General features: G+C 73.1%; 16 protein-coding genes. 9 read left to right on the plus strand and 7 right to left on the minus strand.

Annotated features, from left to right (window positions below):
• Positions 1–122: 122 nt before the first annotated feature.
• Both NE234_RS10275 and NE234_RS10280 read right to left on the minus strand, forming a co-directional pair.
• Positions 123–755, minus strand: coding sequence for an HhH-GDP family DNA glycosylase (locus tag NE234_RS10275; RefSeq protein ID WP_252778664.1), 633 nt, complete (start codon positions 753–755; stop codon positions 123–125).
• A gap of 27 nt (positions 756–782) precedes the next feature.
• A complete protein-coding gene (locus NE234_RS10280; protein WP_252778665.1) occupies positions 783–1,496 on the minus strand; it encodes a sugar isomerase domain-containing protein in 714 nt (237 codons plus the stop codon).
• A 122-nt stretch (positions 1,497–1,618) separates the two neighbouring features.
• On the opposite strand from NE234_RS10280, the gene NE234_RS45255 reads away from it, so the two are divergent.
• Both NE234_RS45255 and NE234_RS10290 read left to right on the plus strand, forming a co-directional pair.
• Positions 1,619–2,839 carry a sensor histidine kinase gene (locus tag NE234_RS45255; RefSeq protein ID WP_252778666.1) on the plus strand — a complete coding sequence of 407 codons (1,221 nt, stop codon included), beginning with the start codon at positions 1,619–1,621 and terminating at the stop codon, positions 2,837–2,839.
• Positions 2,836–3,441 carry a response regulator transcription factor gene (locus NE234_RS10290; protein WP_252778667.1) on the plus strand — a complete coding sequence of 202 codons (606 nt, stop codon included), beginning with the start codon at positions 2,836–2,838 and terminating at the stop codon, positions 3,439–3,441. Before NE234_RS45255 ends, NE234_RS10290 begins: the two co-directional genes overlap by 4 nt.
• A gap of 4 nt (positions 3,442–3,445) precedes the next feature.
• Here the strand turns inward: NE234_RS10290 and NE234_RS10295 are convergent, their stop codons facing one another.
• On the minus strand, positions 3,446–4,207 hold the full coding sequence (locus NE234_RS10295) for a ribonuclease HII (protein WP_252778668.1): 762 nt from the start codon (positions 4,205–4,207) through the stop codon (positions 3,446–3,448).
• A gap of 88 nt (positions 4,208–4,295) precedes the next feature.
• On the opposite strand from NE234_RS10295, the gene NE234_RS45260 reads away from it, so the two are divergent.
• Positions 4,296–5,171, plus strand: a complete 876-nt coding sequence (locus tag NE234_RS45260; RefSeq protein ID WP_308206871.1) for a DoxX family protein — start codon at positions 4,296–4,298, stop codon at positions 5,169–5,171.
• A gap of 4 nt (positions 5,172–5,175) precedes the next feature.
• Here the strand turns inward: NE234_RS45260 and pgi are convergent, their stop codons facing one another.
• From pgi to NE234_RS10315, 3 genes are all read right to left on the minus strand, one after another.
• A complete protein-coding gene (gene pgi / locus NE234_RS10305; RefSeq protein ID WP_252778669.1) occupies positions 5,176–6,819 on the minus strand; it encodes a glucose-6-phosphate isomerase in 1,644 nt (547 codons plus the stop codon).
• A gap of 109 nt (positions 6,820–6,928) precedes the next feature.
• Positions 6,929–7,996, minus strand: coding sequence for a lipoate--protein ligase family protein (locus NE234_RS10310; RefSeq protein WP_252778670.1), 1,068 nt, complete (start codon positions 7,994–7,996; stop codon positions 6,929–6,931).
• A gap of 47 nt (positions 7,997–8,043) precedes the next feature.
• Positions 8,044–8,676 carry a TetR/AcrR family transcriptional regulator gene (locus NE234_RS10315; protein ID WP_252778671.1) on the minus strand — a complete coding sequence of 211 codons (633 nt, stop codon included), beginning with the start codon at positions 8,674–8,676 and terminating at the stop codon, positions 8,044–8,046.
• Between the two features lie 103 nt (positions 8,677–8,779).
• Between NE234_RS10315 and NE234_RS10320 the strand changes: the two genes are divergently transcribed.
• Positions 8,780–9,913: a Gfo/Idh/MocA family protein gene (locus tag NE234_RS10320; RefSeq protein ID WP_252778672.1), complete on the plus strand. Its 1,134-nt coding sequence runs from the start codon at positions 8,780–8,782 to the stop codon at positions 9,911–9,913.
• Between the two features lie 115 nt (positions 9,914–10,028).
• Here the strand turns inward: NE234_RS10320 and NE234_RS10325 are convergent, their stop codons facing one another.
• Positions 10,029–11,618 (minus strand): MFS transporter, encoded by a 1,590-nt coding sequence (locus tag NE234_RS10325; protein ID WP_252778673.1) that lies wholly within the window; start codon positions 11,616–11,618, stop codon positions 10,029–10,031.
• A gap of 100 nt (positions 11,619–11,718) precedes the next feature.
• On the opposite strand from NE234_RS10325, the gene NE234_RS10330 reads away from it, so the two are divergent.
• From NE234_RS10330 to NE234_RS10350, 5 genes are all read left to right on the plus strand, one after another.
• Positions 11,719–12,207, plus strand: a complete 489-nt coding sequence (locus NE234_RS10330) for a MarR family winged helix-turn-helix transcriptional regulator (RefSeq protein WP_252778674.1) — start codon at positions 11,719–11,721, stop codon at positions 12,205–12,207.
• A 90-nt stretch (positions 12,208–12,297) separates the two neighbouring features.
• On the plus strand, positions 12,298–13,809 hold the full coding sequence (locus tag NE234_RS10335) for an MFS transporter (protein ID WP_252778675.1): 1,512 nt from the start codon (positions 12,298–12,300) through the stop codon (positions 13,807–13,809).
• A gap of 12 nt (positions 13,810–13,821) precedes the next feature.
• Positions 13,822–14,304: a TIGR03618 family F420-dependent PPOX class oxidoreductase gene (locus NE234_RS10340; RefSeq protein WP_252778676.1), complete on the plus strand. Its 483-nt coding sequence runs from the start codon at positions 13,822–13,824 to the stop codon at positions 14,302–14,304.
• A gap of 217 nt (positions 14,305–14,521) precedes the next feature.
• Entirely contained in the window at positions 14,522–15,415 is an 894-nt protein-coding gene (locus NE234_RS10345; protein ID WP_252778677.1) for an esterase/lipase family protein, read from the plus strand.
• A gap of 125 nt (positions 15,416–15,540) precedes the next feature.
• On the plus strand, positions 15,541–16,392 hold the full coding sequence (locus tag NE234_RS10350; RefSeq protein WP_252778678.1) for an alpha/beta hydrolase family protein: 852 nt from the start codon (positions 15,541–15,543) through the stop codon (positions 16,390–16,392).
• Positions 16,393–16,413: the final 21 nt, after the last annotated feature.

Consider the following 16,413-nt stretch of genomic DNA (forward strand, 5'->3'; position numbering starts at 1 on the left):
GTGTCGCGCGTCCCTGTCAGGACCGTTATCGCACAGTGGCGCCGCCCCTGACACCCGCCCTCCGGCCGAGGCCGACCGGCCGGCCGGGCGGCGGGCCCCGGCCGGGGTGGGTGCGTGCGTCACTAGGCCTTCGCCACCTGATCGGCGAGCTTCTTGTCCTTGGCGACGCGGACCAGGGCGGCGGAGAACTGCGCGAGATCGCGGTCCTTGACGAGGTCGGCCAGGCGCTTGGGATCGGTCGGCAGGCCGACGCGCTCGGCGCCCTTCAGCGTCAGATCGTCGAGGTACGGGCGCAGCCACGGCCAGACCGCCTGCGCCTCACGGCAGAAGATGTCGGCCCCCACCGGCCCGATGCCGGGGAACTCCTCCAGCAGCTCCTTGGCGCGGCCGATGTCGCGCTCGGCCTTCAGCGGCAGCTTGCGCAGGTCGCCGGCGTACTCGTCGAGGACCAGCTCGGCCATGTCCCCGAGACGGGTGGAGGTGCTCTCGTCGTAACGGACGTAGTGGGCCCGGCCGAGCGCGTCGACGCGCTGCTGCCAGTCCAGCTTCGCCATGCCGCGCGCCGTTCCGCCGCCCGCCTCGAACAGCTCCCGCGCCGCCGCGACGGCGATGTCGGCATTGATCCGGGTACTGAGCAGATTGGCGAGTACGAGGAGTTTGAACAGCGCGCCCGGCTGATCCTTCAGCGGGATCCCGGCCTCTTCGGCAAAGGTTCGTCCGGCTTCTGACAGCAACGTCTTGACCGTCTTGTCCATGACGCCACCTCCAAGTAGGTCAGGTCCTTACCCCATAACCGACGTTCTTAGTACGGGCACGCGTTCCGAGTACCGGGCCAGGAGTTCGGCATTGCGCTCATCTCCTCCCGGCACGTTCGCGCTCACCCACAGCGGCAATTCGGCGCGTTCCGACATCCTGGCGAGAAGCAGGTTCCACAGGTAAACGCACGACAATGAGGACAGCGCGGCCGTACGTGGGGCGTCGACGGGATAGGAGGCGTCGCCCGGCGGGGTCAGGGTGTCGAGCACCAGATCCGCGACCTCCCCCAGCTTCACGCCCGCCCGGGTCGGAGCCGCCGCCATCGACGGGCCCGACACGACGGCGATCACCGGCAGGCCGTACGACCGCGCCGTGGCCGCCAGCTCCACCGGGTACGGGTTGGTGCCGCTGTTGGAGAAGATCATCACCAGGTCGCCCGGCCGCGGCGCCGCGGCCTCCAGCACCGGAGCGGCCACGCCGGAGCGGCGTTCGGCCTCCGTCGCCGGCCAGGCGCCGTTGAGCGGGGAGATCTCCGGCCGGGACAGCGGGTGCACACAGGCCAGCCCGCCCGCGCGGAAGAAACCCTCCAGCACCATCGCCAGCGAGTGGCCCGATCCGCCGAGGTACACCAGGCCACCGCCCAGGACGGTGTCGAGGAGCATCCGGCAGGCGTGTTCGAGCTCGTCCGCGTTGTGCCGCTCGATTCGCTCCAGGTGTGCGAGCATCCAGTTCACGAACACCGGTCTAGCACCTTTTCGGCGGTCGTGATCATAAGGAGGGCACCTGGCGGGACTTTTGTACCGCCGGATACCGGGATGGAGTGATCTACGCCGCCTGTCGGGTCCCCCCTAGAGTGTCCGGCGTGCAGGAGAAACGGCCGCGGCCCGAGGCGAGCGGCGAGTCCGCCGGGTCGGGTACGGACGTCGCGGCCCACATCGACGACGGTCCCGGCCCCTACGGGACCTATCCGTGGCTCCTGGTCGGGTACTCCGCGCTGTCCGACGTGCTGCACGGCCGGGCCCGGCCGGTGTGGGCGTCCGGTCCCCTCCTGGCGCTCTACGTCGTCCTCGTCGTCCTCGCCATCTGGTACGGCTACCGCCGCGGCCAGGGCGACCGGCGGGCGGTCGTCCTGCTCGTCGCCGCCGGAGCGGACGCCTTCATCCTGGTCGGCTGGTTCGGGCACGGAATGAGCCAGCTGATGTCCACACTCGCCCTGACCTGCGGGGTCGTCCTCCCGTGGGGCCGGCGGCCCTGGCCCGCGCTGGTGATCGCGCCACTGTCCGTGCTCGCGGCGCTGCTGGCCTGGGCTCGGGGCGCGTCGGCCGGGAACGCCCTCGGCGTCTGGTACGGCACCCTGCTGTCCGGCTTCATCATCGCCACGATGCTGCGCCTGTTCGCCGCGATCCGGGAACTGCGGGAGACCCGCGACGAACTCGCCCGGACCGCCGTCTCCGAGGAGCGCCTGCGCTTCGCCCGCGACCTGCACGACCTGCTCGGGCACACGCTGTCGGTGATGGTCGTCAAGGCCCAGGCGGTGCGCAAGATCGCCGCCCGCGACCCCGGGCTCGCCGCCGAACAGGCCGCCGACATCGAGGAGATCGGCCGCGACGCGCTCCGGCAGGTCCGGCTCGCGGTCACCGGTTACCGCGGCCGCGGGCTCGACGCCGAGATCGACGGCGCCCGTACCGCGCTGCGGGACGCCGGGATCACGGCCCGGGTCCGCAAGGAGGGCACCCCGCTACCGGCGGAGGCCGACGCCCTCCTGGGCTGGGCCGTGCGCGAGGGTGTCACGAACGTCATCCGGCACAGCGGCGCGGCCACCTGCGAGATCTCGGTGATCCGGCAGGACGGCGCGGCCGTGCTGTCCGTCCGCGACGACGGCCGCGGCGGACCGGACCCCTCCGGTACGGGCGAGAGACCCTCCGGGGCGGCCGACGGCCCCTCCGGTACGGGCGAGGGCAACGGCCTGCGCGGGCTCGCCGAGCGGATCGGCGGCGCGGCGGGTCGCCTGGAGGCGGGACCGGCCGACGGCGGGGGCTACCTGCTCACCATCACGCTGCCACTGAAGGAGACCGTCGGTTGATCAGGGTGCTGCTCGCGGAGGACCAGGGCATGATGCGCGGCGCGCTGGCCCTCCTCCTCAACCTGGAGGACGACTTCGAGGTCGTCGGCGAGGTCGCCGCCGGGGACCGGATCCTCCCGGCCGCCCTCGAACTCCGGCCCGACGTCGCCGTCCTCGACATCGAGCTGCCGGGGCGCAGCGGCCTCGACGCCGCCGCCGACCTGCACGCCGCGCTGCCGGACTGCAAGATCCTGATCGTCACGACCTTCGGCCGGCCCGGTTACCTGCGCCGCGCCATGGAGGCGGGCGCGAGCGGCTTCCTCGTCAAGGACGGCCCGGTCGAGGACCTGTCGGCGGCCATCCGGCGCGTCCTCGCGGGCGAACGCGTGGTCGACCCCGAACTGGCCACCGCCGCGCTCAGCACCGGCCCGAGCCCGCTGACGCCACGGGAGTGCGACGTGCTGTCCGCGGCCGCCGACGGGTCGACGATCACCGACATCGCCGGGCGCCTCCACCTCTCCGAGAGCACCGTGCGCAACTACCTGTCGGCGGCGATCGGCAAGACCGGCGCCCGCAACCGCATCGAGGCCGTGCGGGCCGCCCGTCACAACGGCTGGCTGTGACGGGTCACAGCAGGGACAGCTGGCCCTCGATGTCCGGGCGGCGCCGCTTCAGGTGCCGCCACTCGGGCAGGTCGTCGAGATAGGACCAGGACATGCGGTGGTGCGGCGTCGGGCCCAGTCGGCGGAGCGCCTCCTGGTGGGACGGCGAGGGGTAGCCGGCGTTCTTCGCGAAGTCGTACTCCTCGTGCCCGAGCCCGGCCATCAGCGAGTCCCGGTGCACCTTGGCCAGGACGGAGGCCGCCGCGACCGTGACCGACCGCAGGTCGCCCTTGATCTCGGTGCGCACCGGCCAGGCTCCGCCGAGGTAGTCGTGCTTCCCGTCGAGGATGATCGCGTCGGGGCGTTCGGGCAGCGCCTCCAGGGCCCGTACGGCCGCGCGGCGCAGCGCCTCGGTCATCCCCGCCTCGTCGATCTCCTCGGCGCTCGCCATGCCGATGGCGTACGCGGGCAGCCAGCCGCGCAGCTCCTCGGCGATCCGCTCGCGACGCCGGGCGGTGAGCATCTTCGAGTCGGTCAGCCCGGCGGGAGGCGCGGTCAGGTCCGTGACCGCCGCGCACACGACCACCGGCCCGGCCCACGCGCCGCGGCCGACCTCGTCGATCCCGGCGACGCGCGCGGCCCCGGCGGCGATCAGCCGCCGCTCCACGGAGTAGTCGGGCCCCGTCTCCCCCGGCCTCGCCTCCGTTCTCCCCGGCTCCGCCTTGTCGGGCTCCGTCTCCGTCTCGCCGGTGAACGCCGCGTCGCCGATGATGCCCTCGTGGTCCATGGGGGCAATGATGGCAGCCGGGACGGGGGATGCGGTCCGTTCCCGGAACCGGTGGACGGCGATTCGGCTTCCGAAGGATCATCGACCGATGGAGACGTCGCCCGAGGACATGAACGCGTTCTGGACCGAGGAGCGCGAGGAGAGAGTCGTCGCGCCCCGCCGGCCGGTGTTCGACGCCGTCGCCCTGCTCGCCCGGTGCGGAGTGGGAGTGGTCTTCCTGGCCCACGGCTGGCAGAAGATCCAGGTCGGCGTGACCGCGACCGGTCATCAGTTCGACGCGATGGGCGTGCCCGCGCCGACGGCCGCGGCCGTGTACGCGACCTTCGTCGAACTGCTGGGCGGCGCGGCGCTGATCCTCGGCGTCGCGCTGCCGGTGGCGGGCACGCTGCTGTTCCTGGACATGGCCGGGGCGTTCGCGTTCGTCCACGCGGCGCACGGGGTGTTCCTCGTCGACAAGGGGACGGCGCGGAACGGCTTCGAGCTGGTCCTCGTCCTCGGCCTGGCCTCGCTCCTGTTCGCGGCGGGCGGCGGCGGACGGCTGACGCTGGACCACCGGCTGTTCCGGCGCGGTGGGCACGGCCGCCCGCCGGGGCACCGCCGCCGCAGGCGACCGGACGAGACGCGCCCCGGCGAAGTGCGGTCCGACGAGACGCGACCGGTCGAGACGCGGCCGGAGGGAACGCCCCCTCCGGCACCGCCCGCCGGCGAGGCGACGCGTTCGCAGACCCCGGCGCCGGCGTCACCGGCTCCGGAGACGGCGGCCGGGGGCACGCCGGAGCCGCCGGCCGAGGAGACGCCGCCGTCGCGGCCGAGGCGCGCCGCGACCCGCACGTCACGGGACGTACGGGTCGCGGGACCGAAGCGGGACCGGGAGCCTCCGGTGGACGGCGCGCCTCCCGCGAAGGCCCCGCCGCGGGCGAGGCAGGCGAGGCCGCGCAAGGGGCCGTCCGCCGAGGGCTCCTGAGCGGTCAGCGGCCCCGCAGGGCGCGGTAGCGCTCGACCAGGGCGGCGGTCGAGCCGTCCAGATCGGAGGTGTCCGCGGTGGCGGCGGTCAGCTGGGGCTCGAGCCGCTTGGCGAGCGCCTTGCCCAGCTCCACGCCCCACTGGTCGAAGGAGTTGATGTTCCAGATCGCGCCCTGCACGAACACCTTGTGCTCGTACAGCGCGATCAGCTGTCCGAGCACGGACGGCGTCAGCTCGTTCGCCAGGATCGTGCTCGTCGGGCGGTTGCCCGGGAAGGTGCGGTGCGGCACCAGCTCGGGAGCCACGCCCTCGGCGGCGACCTCCTCGGCGGTCTTGCCGAACGCCAGCGCCTGCCCCTGCGCGAACAGGTTCGCCATGAGCAGGTCGTGCTGGTCCGCCAGCTCCCCCAGCTCCTCGAGCGGCTTGGCGAAGCCGATCAGGTCGGCCGGGACGAGCTTCGTTCCCTGGTGCAGCAGCTGGTAGTAGGCGTGCTGGCCGTTCGTGCCGGGCGTGCCCCACACGATCGGGCCGGTCTCCCAGTCCACCCGCTCGCCCTGCCGGTCCACCGACTTGCCGTTGGACTCCATGTCCAGCTGCTGCAGGTAGTCGGTGAAGCGGGAGAGATAGTGACTGTAGGGCAGCACCGCGTGGGTCTGCGCGCCGTGGAAGTCGTCGTACCACAGGCCGAGCAGGCCGAGCAGGAGCGGCGCGTTGCGCTCCGCCGGAGCCGTACGGAAGTGCTCGTCGATCCGGTGGAAGCCGTCGAGGAACTCGCGGAACCGCTCCGGCCCGATCGCGATCATCAGGGACAGGCCGATGGCCGAGTCGACGGAGTAGCGGCCGCCCACCCAGTCCCAGAACTCGAACATGTTGGCCGGGTCGATGCCGAACTTGGCCACCTGCTCGGTGTTGGTGGACACCGCGACGAAGTGGCGCGCGACCGCGGCCTCGTCGCCCAGCGCGGACAGCAGCCAGCGGCGCGCGGAGGTGGCGTTCGTGATGGTCTCGACCGTCGTGAACGTCTTGGACGACACGATGAACAGCGTCTCGGCCGGGTCGAGGTCGCGGATGTTCTCGTGCAGGTCGGCGCCGTCGACGTTCGAGACGTACCGGAAGTCGCGGGACCGGTCGCTGAACGGCTTCAGCGCCTCGTACGCCATCTTCGGCCCGAGGTCGGAGCCACCGATGCCGATGTTGACGACCGTGCGGATCGGCTTGCCGGTGTGGCCCTTCCACTCGCCCGACCGGACCCGCTCGGCGAAGGCGGCCATCTTGTCCAGGACCGCGTGCACCTCGGGGACGACGTTCTTCCCGTCGACCTCGACCACCGCGTCCCGGGGCGCGCGGAGGGCGGTGTGCAGGACCGCGCGGTTCTCGGTGACGTTGATCTTCTTCCCGGCGAACATGGCGTCGCGCAGGGCGGCGACGTCACGGGCCTGTGCCAGTTCTCGCAGCAGGCGGAGCGTCTCGTCCGTGATCAGGTGCCGCGAGTAGTCGATGTAGAGGTCGCCGGCCTCCAGCGTGTAACGGCGGCCCCGGTCGGGGTCGGCGCCGAACAACTCGCGCAACGGCAGCTCACCGAGCTCCTGACGGTGCCGTCGCAGCGCCTGCCACTGTTCCGTCTCATCCAGCCGAACACGGTCGGACATCCTTGTCTCCCCTTCATCGGATCTCAGCCGAGCACTCTCTCCGCGTGCCCTCTCCAACACCATCCAACCGAAGCGCGGGGGGCGTCGTCTCGCGGACCCCCGGAGCCGGTCAGGGCACCCGGGCCGTCCACGCGGCGGTGCCGAACTTCGCGGCCACCCTCTTGGCCGCCGCCTCGAGCTCGTCCGCCGTGAGCCGGTCCTCGGTCAGGCCGTACCGGCCGCGGAAGTGCCCGATCATCCGGTCGATGACCTGCGCCCTCGGCAGGCCGGTCTGGCGCCGCAGCGGGTCCACGCGCTTCTTCGCGCTGGCGATGCCCTTGTCCGACAGCTTCTCCCGGCCGATCCGCAGCACCTGCAGCATCTTGTCCGCGTCGATGTCGTAGGACATGGTCACGTGGTGCAGGACCGCGCCGGAGCTCAGCCTCTTCTGCGCCGCGCCGGCGATCTTGCCCTGGTCGGAGGTGATGTCGTTGAGGGGCTGGTACCACGCCCGGATGCCCAGCTCGCCCAGCGCGCCGAGCACCCAGTCGTCGAGGAACGCGTAGCTGTCGGCGAACGTCATGCCCTGGACGAGCGCGTCGGGGACGTACAGCGAGTAGGTGATCGTGTTGCCGGGCTCGATGAACATCGCCCCGCCGCCGCTGATCCTGCGGACCACGGACACGCCGTACCGGCGCGCCGCGTCGGCGTCGACCTCGTTGCGCAGCGACTGGAAGCTGCCGATCACCACCGCCGGCGCCGCCCACTCCCAGACCCGCAGTGTCGGCGGCCGCCGTCCGGCCCCTACTTCCTCGGTGAGGACCTCGTCCAGGGCCATGTGCAGCGCCGGGTCCTGCGGCTCCTCGTGGATCAGCCGCCAGTCGTAGTCGCGCCAGTCGGTCGCGTCGGTCAGCGCCCGGCGCACCGCGATCCCGACGGCCTCGGCGGACAGTCCGAACATCATGGTGCCCGCAGGCAGCCGGGCGTCGATCCGGGCCGCGATGTCCCGTGCCTCCAGGTGGACGGGCAGTCCGTTCAGCGTGTCGTCGATGGCGGTGAGCGCCTCGTCCGGTTCGAGGAAGAAGTCGCCGCTGACCCGGGTGTTCCGCAGCCGCCCGTCCTCGACGTCGAAGTCGACGACCACGAGCTTGCCGCCCGGCACCTTGTACTCACCGTGCATCTTGGTCCACCTGCCCATCCTGACCGGCGCCTCCGGATCGCGACTCGCGCGGTCTCCGGAGATCGTCAACCGCGCCGACCCGCCGCGGATTCCTCCGGCGGCTCCATGCCTCCGGCGCGGAGGCCGTCGAGGACGATCCGGAGGTTCCGCCGCCACTGCTCGTCGCCGGCGGGCAGGCCCAGGGTGCGGTCGGCGGTGGTCACCGAGGCGAGCAGGAATGCGACGTCCTCCCAGGTGACGTCCTCGCGCAGCACCCCGGCCTCCTTGGCGTGCCCGACGAGCAGCCGGATGTGCTCGCGGACCCGCGCGAGCTGCGGGTCGAGGGCGAGCCCGCACTCGCCGCCGAGCGCGGCGTTCAGCCCGCAGCTCGCCGCGCGCAGCCGTACGTACGCGGTGGCGAAGCCGGTGAAGCCGCGCCAGGGGTCGGGGTCGTCGACGGCCCGGCGGGCGATCACGAGCATCTCGTCGAGGAGGTCCGCGAGCACGGCCGCCAGCAGCGCCTCGCGGGACGGCACCCGGCGGTAGAACGTGCCGATGCCGACCCCGGCCCGGCGCGCGATCTCGTGCGCGGTGACGTCGACCCCGACCTCCGCGACCGCGGCGCGGGCGGCCGCCACCAGCCGCTCGACGTTGCGCCGCGCGTCGGCCCGCGGCGCGCGCCCCGTCTCACTCGTCAGCAACCGGTCCACCGCGTCCACCAGGACATCCTAGCGATAAGTGGACGCCGTGGGTCCGCTTATCGTACGCTCACGAGCCCTAAGCGGACGACGGACGTCCGCTTAGCACTGGAGGAGAGTGGCCATGGACCGGATTCGCGTCGGCATCGTCGGAGCGAGCCCCGAGCGCGGCTGGGCCGCGGACGCGCACGTTCCCGCGCTGCGCGCGCTGCCGGAGTACGAGCTGACCGCGGTCGGGACGAGCCGGCCGGAGAGCGCGCGCGAGGCCGCCCGCGCGTTCGGCGCCGCGCACGCGTTCACCGACGCCCGCCGGCTCGCCGAGCATCCCGAGGTCGACCTGGTGGCCGTCACCGTCAAGGTGGCCGCCCACGCCGAGCTGGTCGGCGCGGCGCTGGAGGCCGGCAAGCACGTCTACTGCGAGTGGCCGCTCGGCCTCACCACCGGCGAGGCGGAACGCCTGGCGGCGTCGGCGCGCGCGGCCGGGGTGCACGACGCGATCGGCCTGCAGGCGCGGTACGCGCCGGCGATCACCTACGCCCGTGAGCTCCTCGCGGGCGGGCGGCTCGGCCGCGTCACGGCGGTGAACGTGCACGTCGCGCGGAGCAAGGGCGCGGACGGGCGGATCCCCGCCTGGGCCGCCTACACCCTCGACGAGACCCAGCGCGCGGGTCTCCTGGAGGTCGTCGGCGGGCACACCCTGGACGTCCTGGAGTACCTGGCCGGCGGCCTCACCGGGCTCTCGGCCGCGCTGGCGGTCTCCCGCCCGCGATACACCGTCGCCGAGACCGGCGAGACGGTCACCGCCACCGCCCCGGACCAGGTCGCGCTGCACGGCGGGCTCGCCGGCGGGGCGATCGTCTCGGTCCACCTGCAGGACGCCAAGGTGGGCAAGAGCCGCACCGTCCTGGAGTTCACCGGCACCGAGGGGGACCTGGCCGTCGTCGTGGCGGGCGACTGGAAGACCGCGCAGGTCCAGATGGGCGAGCCCCGGCTGCGCGAGGCCCGGGAGGCCGGCGGTCCCTGGCGGGACCTGCCCGTGCCGGACCGGTACACGGGACCGGACCGGCACGCGGGCGGTCCGGGCGAGATCCCGCTGTTCGCCCGGAACGTCGCCCGGCTGTACGCGCACCTGGCGGAGGACATCCGCGAGGGGACCCGGCGCGTACCGGGGTTCGAGCACGGGGTCCGCGTGCACCGGCTGCTCGACGCGGTCCGCCGGTCCGCCGAGACGGGCGGCTCCCGGCCCGTGGACCGTTGAGGCCCGGCGGCCGGCCGCGCGAGAACGGCTCCAGGACGCCGGGCCCGGCGGCCGGCCGCGCAGGGGTGGTGCGGGACCCGGCCGTCGGCGGCGCAGGGGCCGCCGGGCCCGGCGGTCAGCCGCGCAGGGAGGGCTCGGGGCTCGCCGGGCCGGATGCCGGGGCGGGCCGGTCGGCGGGCTGGGCGATCTCGGTCCGGCGCAGGACGACGACCGTCAGGAGGGCGGCGCCCATCATGATCACGGCGCCGGTCACGGCGGCGGCGTGCATGCCGTCGACGAACGCGTCACGCGCGGCCCGCCGGATCGCCTCGCCGGCCCCGCCCGGCATCCGGCCCGCCACCGCGAGCGCTCCGCCCAGCGTCTCCCGTACGGCGTGCACCGCGCCGTGCGGCAGTCCGGCGGGCAGCGCGTCCGTGACGTCACGGCGGTAGATCGCCGTCCCGACGCTGCCGAGGATCGCCATGCCGAGGGCGCCGCCGAACTCCGAGCCGCACTCCACCAGTGCCGACGCGGTCCCGGCGCGCTCGGGCGGCGCGGCGCCCAGCACCATGTCGGTGACGAGCGTCATCACCACGGCCAGGCCGATGGCGTACACGCCGGCCCCGACCAGGATCACCGCGACCGACGAGCCCGCCCGGACCTGCGTCAGCGCGACGAAGCCCAGCGCGGCGACCAGGAAGCCGGCCCCGATCACGTACGCCCGGTTGACCCGGCGGGCGAGCTGCGTGGCCGTGGGCGCGGCGACACCGACGCCCAGTGAGGGGACCAGGCTCCACAGGGCGGCGGTCAGGGGACTCATGGCGAGCACCGACTGCAGGTACTGCGTCGAGAAGATCGCGAAGCCGACCATGGCGAACATCGCGATGAGGTTCGTGACGATCGAACCGCTGAACCCCCGGTTGCGGAACATCCGCAGGTCGATCATCGGATCGGGACGGCGGCCCTGGCGGCGGATGAAGACCGCGCCGATGACCGGCCCGGCGACGATGCTCAGGCCACGCGGGAGGTCGACGCCGTTCGCGGCGATCTCCTTTACACCGTAGATCACGGGCAGTACCGCGCCCAGCGAGAGGACCGAGCTCACCAGGTCGAACCGGCCCGCCCCCGGGTTCCGGAACTCCGGCACCAGGAACGGCGCGGTGACGAGGAGCAGCACCATCGCCGGGGTGTTGATGAGGAAGACCGAGCCCCACCAGAAGTGGTTCAGCAGCAGCCCGCTCAGGACCGGGCCGAGCGCGATGCCGCTCGTGGTGGCGGCCGACCAGATCGCCACGGCGGTGCCGCGCTGCTTCTCGTCGTGGAACATGTTGCGGATCAGCGCCAGCGTCGACGGCATCAGCGTCGCGCCGCCGACCCCGAGCACGGCGCGGGCGGCGATGAGCATTCCGGCGCTCTGCGCGTACGCCGCGGCCACGGACGCGAGGCCGAAGCCGAGCGCGCCGATCAGCAGCAGCCGGCGCCGGCCGATCCGGTCGCCGAGCGCGCCCATCGTGATGAGCAGGCCGGCCAGCACGAACCCGTAGATGTCGAAGATCCACAGCTGCTCGGTGCTCGTCGGCTGCAGGGTCCGGCTGATGAACGGGACGGCGAAGTACAGCACCGAGACGTCCATGGACACGAGGAGGAGGGGGAGCAGGAGCACGCAGAGCGCGATCCACTCCCTGCGGCCCGCCTTTGCCGCGGTTCCGGCGGAGGTGTCGTTCATGAGAGCAGGCTCGGCGCCGCCGCTGACCGTTCGCGTACCGGACGCTGACCACCCGACTTCGTACGGTCATAGATAATCCGCTACTTGTTAGATTGGGGACATGACCACGAGCGCACCGTCGCGCACCGCGCCGGACCTGTCGTACCTGCTCACCCACACCGGGCATGTGCTCGCGACCCGCATGACCGCCGCCTTCGCCGAGATCGGGATCACCCCACGGGCGTACTGCGTGCTCTTCCACGCCCTCGAGGAGGAGCGCACCCAGATCCAGCTGGCCGAGATCTCCGACCTGGACAAGACGACGATGGTCGTCACCGTCGACGAGCTGGAGAAGGCCGGGCTCGCCGAGCGCCGGCCGTCGAGCCGGGACCGCCGGGCGCGGATCATCTCGGTCACCGAGGCGGGCGAGCGGATCGTCGACGAGGGGACGCGCATCGCCGACCGCGTCCACCGCGAGGCCCTGGAGGCGCTGCCCGAGGACGAGCGTGAGGTGCTCGTCCGCGCGCTGACCCGGCTGGCCGCAGACCACCTGTCGACGCCCGTGGAGTCCGACCGGCCGATCCGGAGGGCGCGCCAGTCACGAGCGTGAACCCGGGTTTGATCCGATAGAGATTGTCTACAACAAAACCATTTGCTAGCGTCCTATCTCGGTTGCCCACCCCCGCACCGGGAGACGCTCATGACCTCACCCCTTGTCCGATCGCGTACGGCGGCGCTCGTCGCGCTGTGCGCCGGAAGCCTGATGATCATCCTGGACGGCAGCATCGTGACGGTCGCGCTGCCGGCCATCCAGCGGGACCTGCGCTTCTCTCCCGCGAACCTCACCTGGACCGTCAACGCCTACATGATCGCTTTCGGCGGCCTGCTCCTGCTGGCCGGCCGGCTCGGTGACCTGATCGGCCGCAAGCGGGTGTTCGTCGCCGGCCTGACCGTGTTCACCGCGGCCTCGCTGCTGTGCGGCCTCGCGACCGGCCAGGAGACACTGATCGCCGCGCGGTTCGCGCAGGGCGTCGGCGGCGCGCTGACCTCGGCCGTGAGCCTCGGGATGATCGTCACGCTCTTCCCCGAACCGCGTGAACGCGGCACGGCGATCGGCGCGTTCAGCTTCGTCGGGGCCGCGGGCGCGTCGATCGGCCAGGTCCTCGGCGGGGTCCTCACCGAGGCGATCAACTGGCACTGGATCTTCTTCATCAACCTGCCGATCGGCGTGGCGACGCTGGTCCTGACGGTGCGGACGCTGCCGGCCGAGCGCGGCCCCGGGCTCGCGGCGGGCGCCGACGCCCTCGGCGCGCTCCTGGTCACCGGCGGGCTGATGCTCACCGTCTACACGATCGTCTGGACGGGCCGCCACGGCTGGACCTCCCCCTCGACGCTCGCTCTCGGCGCGGCGTCCGTCGCCCTGCTCGCCGCGTTCGTCCTGCGCCAGGCCAGGGCGGCCACTCCCCTGCTGCCCCTGCGGATGTTCCGGTCGCGCAACGTCTCGGGCGCCAACCTCATCCAGGTCCTGATGGTCTCGGCCCTGTTCGGGTTCCAGATCCTCATCGCGCTGTACGCCCAGAACGTGCTCGGCTACGGCGCGCTGGGCACCGGCCTGGCGATGCTGCCGGCGGCCGGCGCGATCGCGGCCGTGTCGCTCCTGCTGTCGGCCCGGCTGATCGCGCGGTTCGGCGAGCGGCTCGTGCTGCTGACCGGCCTGGCGTCCCTGGTCGCGGCCCTCCTGCTGCTGACCCGGCTGCCCGCGCGCGCCGACTACGCGGTGGACCTGCTGCCGACGATGCTGCTCGCGGGCGGGTTCGGCCTGGCGATCTCGGCGGTGACCGGCCTCGGCATGTCGGGGGCGCGGCCGGACGACGCGGGCGTGGCCTCCGGGCTGTTCAGCACGGCCCAGCAGGTCGGCGGCGCGCTCGGCGTCGCGGTGCTGTCCACGTTGGCGACCGCGCGGACCACCGCCCTGGCGGCGCACGGGCACGACCGGGCGACCGCGCTCACCGGCGGGTTCCACCTGGCGTTCGGCGTCGGCGCGGGCCTGCTCACCGCCGCCTTCGTGCTCGCCCTGACCGTACTGCGGCGGCCGCGCGACACGACGGCCGCACCCACCGGCGACGAGGCGGCCCACGGCACCGCGCCGGACGACGCGTCCGCCCCCGAGCCGGCGGACGAGGCGTCCACCGCCGCCGCCCCCATCCACTGAGAGCAGGATTCGATGAGCGACACCGAGAACACCCCCGGATCGGGCCCGGCCCCGGTCGGTCTGTCCGACGAGGCCCTCGTACGATTCCTGGCCGACCACCGGTTCGGAGCACTGGCCACGAACAAGAGCAGCGGCCACCCGCATCTGTCGACCGTCCTGTACGCATGGGACGAGCGGGAGCGCGTCGCCCGGATCAGCACGACGGCCGACCGGCTGAAGGTCCGCCACCTGCGCAAGGACCCGCGGAGCGCCCTGTACGTCGCCAGCGAGGATCACTGGTCGTTCGCCGTCGCCGAGGGGACCGCCGAACTCTCCCCGGTCACGACCACGCCCGGCGACCCGGCGGGGCTCGAACTGCTCGCCATGGTCCCGCCGTTCGAGAACGCCGGCGAGCGGGCGGCCTTCCTGGAGCAGATGGTGGCCGACCGGCGGCTGGTGATCCGCCTGCGTGTCGATCGCCTGTACGGCACCGCGCTGGACGTCTCCTCGGCCTGACGGGCGTTCGTGCGGACGGCGGGCGCGTTCGTGACGACGGCGGGACGCCGGGAACCCTTCCGGCGTCCCGCCGCTTACTGACCGGTATTCGTTATTTGACCGTTATTTGTTGCGCACTGGTCAGGAAGTTAACCCGCAGGTAACTTCCTCCATAAGTGCCTGGTTACGTGACGCGGTTCACAACGGCACTCCCCCGCCACCCCCTCCGGAGGGAACCGTGCCCCATCGCCCCCGCCTCCTTCGCACGCTCCGCCTCGCCGCCGCGGCGGCCCTGTCCTCCGTCCTGGTCACCGGCCTGGCCGCCCCCGCGCACGCCGCCGATCCGATCGAGGCCGCCAAGGCGCTCGCCGCCCCGGGCGTCCCCGGCGCGAACGACTGGTCGTGCCGCCCCTCCGCGGCCCACCCGCGGCCGGTGGTCCTCGTCCACGGCACCTTCGCCAACGGCAGCGTCAACTGGCTCACCGTCGCGCCAGCCCTCGCCGCACGCGGCTACTGCGTCTTCGCCCTCACCTATGGCGAGGTGCCGGGCGTCCCGGTCCTGCGCGCCGTCGCCCCGGTGGCGAGCTCGGCGGGCCAGCTCGCGACGTTCGTCACCGGCGTCCTCGCCGCGACGAACGCCGCCCAGGCCGACCTCGTCGGGCACTCCCAGGGCGGCATGATGCCGCGCTACTACCTGAAGTTCCTCGGCGGCACCACCAAGGTCCACACGCTCGTCGGACTGGCCCCCTCGAACCACGGGACGACCCTCGACGGCCTCGCCGCCCTCGCCGCGTCCTTCCCCGGCGCGCTCGACCTGCTGAACGCCGGCTGCCCGGCCTGCGTCGACCAGGTCGTCGGCTCCAGCCTGCTGACGAAGCTGAACGCCGGCGGCGACACGGTCCCCGGCGTCTCCTACACGGTGATCTCCAGCCGGTACGACGAGGTCGTCACGCCGTACGCCACGCAGTTCCTCAGCGGATCCGGCGTCCACAACGTCCTCCTGCAGAACCTCTGCCCGACCGACGTCTCCGAGCACGTGGCGATCGCGTTCGACCCCGTCGCCCTGCACGAGGTCGAGAACGCCCTCGACCCCGCCCACGCCACCCCGAGCACCTGCCTGTCCCACGGCTGAGAACGCTCCGCCGGGGGCGGGCCGCCCGTCCCCGGCGGAGCCGTCTCGGACGCGCGATCGGAACGTACCGATCGGTTCGATCTCTGTTAGGCTCGCGCCGGCCCCTTCGACCTCGCGGAGGCAGCGTGAGCGCTTTCGATCCCCTCGTCACCGACCCCGATCCGGACCTGACGCCGCCCGCGAGCACGCCCGCGGTGTCCTTCGAGAGCGGGAGCGAGACGCTGCTCGGCGTGCTGCACGTTCCCGCCGGGCCGGGGCCGCACCCGGTGGCCGTGCTCCTGCACGGTTTCCCCGGCTACGAGCGCAACTTCGACCTGGCGCAGGCGCTGCGCCGGGCCGGTCACGCCGCCCTGGTCTTCCACTACCGGGGCTCGTGGGGAATGGGCGGTTCGTGGTCCTGGGCGCATGTGCTCGAGGACGCCGCGCGGGTCACCACGGCCGTACGCGAGCCGGGGTTCGCGGCCGCCCACCGGCTGGACCGGGAACGCCTCGCGGTGGTCGGGCACAGCGCCGGCGGCTTCGCCGCGCTGATGACCGCCGCGGCGGACCCGTCGATCGCCGCGGTGGCCTCGGTGGCCGGATTCGACTTCGGACGGGCGGCCGCGGCCTGCCGGGCCGATCCGGCGCGGCGCGCGTCGTACCTGGAGCTGTTCGGCGACCTCGCCCCGCTCCGCGGCACCAGCGCCGAGGCCCTGCTCGCCGAGATGGAGGCGGCGGGCGACTCGTGGAGTCTCGCCGGGCTGGCCCCGCGGCTGGCGGACCGTGCCGTGCTGCTCGTCGGCACCGGCCGCGACGACGTGACACCCGCCCCGATCCACCACGAGCCGGTCGCGCGCGCCTACCGGGACCACCCGGTCGCGCGTCTCGACGAACACGTCCTCCCGACCGACCACGGCCTGTCGGACCACCGCGTACGGCTCACCCGCACTCTGGTGGACTTCCTCGACCGCCACCTGCCCCCGGCGTCCGACAGGTAGAGGTCCCCCGTTCGTGACATC

It is taken from the genome of Actinoallomurus rhizosphaericola, from assembly GCF_024055675.1.
In the GTDB taxonomy this organism is placed as follows: domain Bacteria; phylum Actinomycetota; class Actinomycetes; order Streptosporangiales; family Streptosporangiaceae; genus Actinoallomurus; species Actinoallomurus soli.